Source organism: Methylomicrobium sp. Wu6, from assembly GCF_035916875.1.
Classification (GTDB): domain Bacteria; phylum Pseudomonadota; class Gammaproteobacteria; order Methylococcales; family Methylomonadaceae; genus Methylomicrobium.
Window position 1 is genome coordinate 61,125 of sequence record NZ_JAXUHN010000087.1, and the last position, 6,609, is coordinate 67,733.

Genomic DNA, 6,609 nt, shown 5'->3' on the forward strand with positions numbered 1-6,609 from the left:
TTTTTGGGAAGGGCTTAATCAGCCAAGGCTAGCGTTCAGTTTTTTTCACCTCAGCCAACGAGCATAGAAGATTAGCTTCCGCATTTCAATAAAAATATAGAACGGAAGCCATTCGCAAACGAACGCCAATATTTGGTGAATATTTTTCGAGTCCTGACATGCCAAAACCGCTCGCAAGAGCTAGACTTCGCCTAAAATTTAAAATCAACTAGACTGCTTGTATCGATATTATCTCTAGGCAACACGATGAAGATTCTGATAATAGAAAAAAGTGAAGTGTGCCGATTCATCCTGGATCAATGCCTAACCTCATTGGGCCATGCCTTTCACCATGCCAGCGACACGGAAGAAGCGCTGCGGTATTTCCAGTCTCATGAAGTCGATTTCGTTTTTATTGATGTGGATTTCGGCCGGGAGCGCGCCTTCGAAGCGATCAAATCGATCAGAACGGAGCATAAAAGCGATTGGTTTCCGATCCTGGCGTTGAGTTCGGAAACTGATGATGAAGCTTTTGCGAACGCGATACTCGCAGGCGCCGACGCGCTGCTTTCAAAACCCGTAAGCCGTCAACGCATCCTGACGCAGGTGATCGCGCTGGAAAGAATTTATATTACGCGTCAGAATCTGCTGGTGGCCAAAAAAGACCTGATCGCCGCGAATCTGGCGCTTCTTAAGCTAGCGATGTATGACGAAATCACCGGCCTGGCCAATCGGCGTTACTTTGAGGAAACCCTGAACAAGGAAATAAAAATGGCCAAACGCGAAAGCCGTCATTTGTCCCTGTTGATGTGCGTAATCGGCGATATAACTCAGCCGCATGAGACAAATGAAGGCGAGGCCAGAAGCCGGTGCCTAAATGCGATCGCCGCCGCTATCAAATGCATTTCGTCAAGACCGACCGATTTTGTCTGCCGTTACGGTGACAATAGCTTCGCGGTGATTCTTCCGAATACCTATGAAGAAGGGGCGCTGCATGTCGCGAAAAGAATTCACGAATCGGTCGAATCAGTCCTTGCGAAGACCTCAATCGGCTGGCCGGCAACGCCGCTGACTTTCCGTATCGGTTTGGCAACGTATGACGGACAATCCCAGACAATGGATGATTTGATCCACGCCGCAAACACAACTTTGAGAAACTGTTTGGAAAAACATTAAACGAATTTTGCAAGAATTCATTTCCACATCCTTATACTTTGGCTTTTAGAATTTCCGCAATCAGCCCGATCAACAGTTCGGCCAAGCGATTCTTGCCGGTCATCGCCAGTGTTTCCCTACCGCCTTTCCAAAAAACCTCCAGCGCGTTTTGTTCGCTGTCAAAGCCCCCTTGCGCCTGCCCAACCCAATTGGCCGCGATCATATCGAGATTCTTGCGCGCCAGTTTGTCCAATGCGTAAGCTTCCAGGTCGGTCGTTTCGGCCGCAAAGCCGACCGTAAAGGGGCGAACTCTCAATGACGCGACTTCAGCCAGAATATCCTTGGTCTTGTGCAAAGCCAGCGTGGTTTGTTCGTCCTGCTTCTTGATTTTTTCCGGCCGCACTTCGACAGGCGTGTAATCGGCGACCGCGGCCGCGCCGATATAAACATGATGATTTTCGGCGCGGGTAATCACCGCATCGTACATTTCAGCGGCCGTTTCGACGCGAACCAGATCGATTTGCTCGGGCGACGGCAACTGCGTCGGCCCCGAGACCAGCGTGACCGTTGCGCCCGCGTTTCTTGCCGCTTCGGCCAAGGCATAACCCATTTTGCCCGAACTGCGGTTGGTGATGTAGCGCACCGGGTCCAAGGGCTCCCGCGTCGGGCCGGCGCTGATCAGAACTTTCAAGCCTTGCAGGCAGAGCCCGGAGGAAACCGTCAGTAGTGCGGCGCAAATTTCCTGGGGCTCCGACATCCGCCCGAAACCGGTTTCACCGCAGGCCTGCTCGCCTTGAGCAGGGCCGATCAAATGCACGCCATGCCGCCGCAAGGCGGCAATATTTTCCTGAGTGACTGGCTTGCTCCACATCGCCTGATTCATCGCCGGCGCTACATAGACCCGGCAAGTCGCCGCCAGATACAGTGTCGTCAGTAAATCGTCGGCCAATCCATGGCTCAACTTTGCTATCAAATTGGCCGTTGCCGGCGCGATGATCATCAAATCTGCCCAACGCGCGAAGCTAATATGATCCATCGCGTTTTCGCTTTCGGCGTCCAGTAAATCGCAATGCACCGCGTTGCCGGACAAGGCTTGAAACGTCAGCGGAGTAACGAACTTGGCGGCTGCGGCGGTCATCGCCACGCGCACCTCCATGCCTTGTTTGCGCAACAATCGCACCAGTTCCGCCGACTTGTAAACCGCAATGCCGCCACTGACACCCAATAAAATTCGTTTTGGTTCGTTCATTCTGAACAGGGTCAAAAATGCGCATTATGGCAAGGATGGGCGAATTCTTCTATGCTTAACTTCCAGGTTGAATCTTTTTTTTCTGGACAGGAGAATTTTGCATGGGGATTAAAGATTGGGCCGTGGAAGACCGGCCGCGGGAGAAATTGTTGCAGCGCGGTTCAGGCGCGCTGACCGATGCCGAACTGCTGGCGATATTTTTGCGCACCGGCACACCCGGCAAATCGGCTGTGGATTTGGCGCGCGAACTGCTCTGTGATTTTGGCTCGCTTAAAGCCCTTCTCGATGCGGACCGGCAGCGTTTTTGTCAGGCGAACGGCCTCGGCGACGCCAAATACGCGCAAATGCAGGCGGTGATGGAAATGGCGCGGCGGCATTTCAAGGAAGTGTTGCAGCGCGGCAATGCGTTGACCAACCCCGAGACGACACGGGCTTATTTGAGCGCACAGCTTCGTGGCTACAGTTATGAAGTCTTCGCCTGCCTATTTCTGGATAACCAACACCGGGTCATTCAACTGGAAGAGCTGTTCAAGGGCACGATCGACGGCGCGGCGGTGTATCCGCGCGAAGTCGCGAAAAAAGCGCTGCATCACAACGCGGCCGCGGTGATCTTCGCGCACAATCATCCCTCGGGCATCGCCGAACCCAGCCAGGCGGACCGGCAAATCACCGATAAATTAAAACAGGCATTGGCGTTATTCGATATACGAGTGCTGGATCATTTCATCATCGGCGACGGCATGCCGTATTCGTTTGCGGAGCATGGACTGATTTGAGACAAACGCTGCAATCAGCCTTCGCAAACTTGCCGCCAGGCCGGATGCGCTTCCAGAAGGGACAGAGCGGATTCCAGCAGCGTGATGCCCGGCTCCATCCTGTGCCAGGTCGATGCGCCGGACGGATGCGGCAGTGGAATCGCCTCGGCTTGATGACCGTGAAAGGTGACCTTGTGCACTTTGCCGACCACTTCGTTCAATTTATTGACCTCGATCAACTGGCTGATCGCGAGTTTGCCGACCGGCAGTATCAACGCGGGTTTCAACAAGTCGATTTCGGCCTGCAACCAACCCGTACAATTACCGATTTCATCAGAACTAGGCACCCGGTCGCCGCCCTTTGGATTTTTACCGGGAAAGCAGCGGCACACGGCCGCCATATAGACCCGGCTTCTGAAGGTTTCCTCATCCAGTCCGATCCGTTCAAACCACTTGAACATCGTCTTGCCGGCGGTCCAGGCGAACGGCTTGCCGAACCCGCCTTCCTTGTCGCCGGGCGCCTGACCGATCAATAAAATCGGCGAAAATACCGGGCTGCCGCTAACCACCGGGCCAATCATCAACGGGCATTTTTTGCAGTCCGCGAGCGCCGTGCGATGCGCGCGCATCCATTGTTCTTGCATAAGCATCGGCTACAGGTCGATTTCGATACCGACCGGGCAATGGTCCGAGCCGACGATGTCCGGTAGAATGAACGCCTGTTTGACCCGATCGATCAGCGTCTTGCTGGTCAGCACGTAATCGATCCGCCAACCGATGTTCTTTGCGCGGGCATTGGCGCGGAAACTCCACCAACTGTAGGCGACCGTATCGGGATGATAATGGCGGAAGGTATCGACGAAGCCGGCGTCGATGAAGCGGCTGAAACCGTCGATTTCAACCTGCGTGTAACCGGCCGATTTATTGTAATTCGCCTTCGGCCGCGCGATGTCGATTTCGCAGTGTGCGACATTGAAATCGCCGCAAACGATCACCGGCTTGCGGCTTTGCAATTTCGTCAGGTAGGCCAGAAACTCGGTATCCCAGGTCTGCCGGTAATCGAGGCGGACCAGTTCCTGCCCCGCATTCGGCACATACACGTTCACCAGAAAGAACGACTCGAACTCGGCGGCCAGCACCCTGCCCTCGCAGTCGTGCTCATCAATGCCGATATCGTTGGTGACCGCGAGCGGCGCATGCCGAGATAGCAACGACACGCCCGAATAGCCCTTGCGTTCGGCCGAGTTCGAATGGAGATGATAACCGTCTATACCTTCCAGCGCCTTCTCGATCTGATCGACCTGCGCCTTGGTTTCCTGCAACAAGATGCAGTCCGCATCGAGCCGCGCCAACGTGTCGGCAAAGCCCTTGCCTTGCACCGCGCGAATGCCGTTCACATTCCAGGAAATGATTTTCATTGATTATCCGTCTTATTGGGTCAGGCGGACTTCCGCTTCCCGGTACTTGGCCGCGCAATATTCCGCCACCTCGGCGGGCAATGACGGTCCCGGCGCGGTTTTATTCCAATCGAGCGTTTCAAGGTAATCTCGTACATATTGCTTGTCGAAACTCGGCGGACTGATACCGACCCGGTATTGATCGGCCGGCCAGAAGCGGGACGAATCCGGCGTCAGGATTTCATCGATCAGATACAGCGTGCCGTCCGCATCGACGCCGAATTCGAACTTGGTATCGGCAATGATGATACCGCGCTCTTTCGCATAGGCGGCGGCTTCCTTATAAAGCCACAGGCTGGTTTCTCGCACCTGATTGGCCAGGTCTTCGCCGATCAATTCGACCGTTTTGGCAAAGGTCACATTTTCATCGTGCACACCGACTTCGGCCTTCGTCGACGGCGTATAGATCGGCTCGGGCAATTGCTGAGCCTGTTGCAGGCCTTCGGGCAGCGTGATGCCGCAGACTGCGCCTGTCTTCAGATAATCCTTCCAACCGGAGCCGATCAAATAACCGCGCACGATCGCTTCGACCGGCAACGGCTTCAGCTTCTTCACCACAATCGAGCGACCTTCGACCTGCGCGCGCTCGGCGGGATCGGGAATAATCTGCTCGAGCGGGAGATCGACCAGATGATTAGGAATTACATGCCGCATTTTCGCAAACCAGAAGTTCGAGATATGCGTCAGCACACGTCCCTTGCCCGGAATCGGATCGGGAAGAATCACATCGAATGCGGACAGTCGATCGGTCGTCACGATCAGCATGTGCCGGTCGTCGATGTCGTAAATATCGCGCACCTTGCCGCGCGCACGGAGTTTTAAGGAAGTCAGTGCCGATTGGTACAGTGCCGCAGGAGCGTTCATGGAGCCTCGCCGAAGAATTCAAACGATGCATTTTAGCATTAATTTGCGAGGCATGGGATCACCGCAGCAGCCCGGCGATCGCCAACCCGCCGCGATGAATAATCCTGCCTTGAACGCCCCCCCTCTTGCAAGCCGTTTATGCTGCCGAGGCCTATCCCTCAGACCCCACTTCACGGCATCTCCCGTGAGCCGCGACCTTTTAACTTTAACGAGTTGTGCTACGCTTCATATTGATTAGTTAAAATATACTAATCAAATGAATTAGATTTTTTGTTAGATATACAAGTTATTTATTCCCGATGTTATTTATTGTTCAAATAGACTTATTTGTCAATGGCACCCTTTTCCAGAAAAACTGGAACGACCTTTAAAAACATAAAATAAGAACTTGTATTATCGATAATTTTAAAACACAAGAGATATTTTTATTACTATGAAAAAAATCAAAACAACTCTAAAAAAAGAGCGTTTTAGCGTTAAATCACTGACGCTCATAGGCTCGCTTGCCACCTTGGCCGCCTCGCCGATCGCGTTCGGTGATCCAACCTTGGTAGCGGACACCTACGTCAAAGCCGGCCTCACCAAGAATTTCGGCACCAAAAATACGCTTCTGATCGCAAACGGCAAATCGGTATTCAACACCTATCTCAAATTCGATCTAAATAAATCCACACCCGCCGGCGCAACCGTATCCAAGGCGATACTGAAGGTGTTTGTCACCGGCATCCAGAAGAACACTGCCGGCAAATTGAAGGTATATAGATTATCCCTACGGGAAGCGGATCTTGGCTGGCTCGAAACGACCGTCGGCAATCTCATCTTGCCTCCCCTCGGCGATGAAATCATCCAGACGCCGGATGTCGCTCCCCGGCTAATCAACCAATGGCTGGAATTCGACGTCACCCCGTATGTTCAGGACGCCCTCGACGCGGGCGCAACGCAGATAGGATTTGCGCTAACGGGCACAGAGTCGCTGAATATTAAACTGGAAAGCAAAGAAAGCAAGGCCTCCGGCCATGCGGCGGTCTTGAATGTCGACTATTCGACCAGCGGACAAGGCGCAGCCGGAGCCACAGGCGCAGCCGGAGCCACAGGCGCAGCCGGAGCCACAGGCGCAGCCGGAGCCACAGGCGCAGCCGGAGCCACAGGC

At 53.8% G+C, this 6,609-nt stretch carries 7 protein-coding genes; 3 read left to right on the forward strand and 4 right to left on the reverse strand.

The annotated features are described in order from the left end of the window. The first annotated feature begins 246 nt into the window (after positions 1-246). On the forward strand, positions 247-1,155 hold the full coding sequence (locus tag U2W12_RS14780) for a diguanylate cyclase (RefSeq protein WP_326501459.1): 909 nt from the start codon (positions 247-249) through the stop codon (positions 1,153-1,155). A gap of 31 nt (positions 1,156-1,186) precedes the next feature. Here the strand turns inward: U2W12_RS14780 and coaBC are convergent, their stop codons facing one another. Then, entirely contained in the window at positions 1,187-2,383 is a 1,197-nt protein-coding gene (gene coaBC, locus U2W12_RS14785) for a bifunctional phosphopantothenoylcysteine decarboxylase/phosphopantothenate--cysteine ligase CoaBC (RefSeq protein WP_326501460.1), read from the reverse strand. A 101-nt stretch (positions 2,384-2,484) separates the two neighbouring features. Here coaBC and radC point away from each other — a divergent pair, with 101 nt between their 5' ends. After that, positions 2,485-3,159: a DNA repair protein RadC gene (gene radC / locus U2W12_RS14790; protein WP_326501461.1), complete on the forward strand. Its 675-nt coding sequence runs from the start codon at positions 2,485-2,487 to the stop codon at positions 3,157-3,159. 14 nt (positions 3,160-3,173) lie between these two features. Here the strand turns inward: radC and U2W12_RS14795 are convergent, their stop codons facing one another. The 3 genes from U2W12_RS14795 to U2W12_RS14805 are packed head-to-tail and all read right to left on the reverse strand — an operon-like array spanning position 3,174 to position 5,459. Then, a complete protein-coding gene (locus U2W12_RS14795; RefSeq protein WP_326501467.1) occupies positions 3,174-3,767 on the reverse strand; it encodes a uracil-DNA glycosylase family protein in 594 nt (197 codons plus the stop codon). 24 nt (positions 3,768-3,791) lie between these two features. Further along, complete coding sequence (locus tag U2W12_RS14800; protein WP_326501462.1) at positions 3,792-4,556, reverse strand: exodeoxyribonuclease III; 765 nt, start codon at positions 4,554-4,556, stop codon at positions 3,792-3,794. Positions 4,557-4,568: 12 nt separating this feature from the next. Further along, positions 4,569-5,459, reverse strand: a complete 891-nt coding sequence (locus tag U2W12_RS14805) for a phosphoribosylaminoimidazolesuccinocarboxamide synthase (RefSeq protein WP_326501463.1) — start codon at positions 5,457-5,459, stop codon at positions 4,569-4,571. A gap of 433 nt (positions 5,460-5,892) precedes the next feature. On the opposite strand from U2W12_RS14805, the gene U2W12_RS14810 reads away from it, so the two are divergent. Continuing rightward, a partial coding sequence (locus U2W12_RS14810; protein WP_326501464.1) for a DNRLRE domain-containing protein occupies positions 5,893-6,609 on the forward strand: 717 nt, incomplete at its 3' end.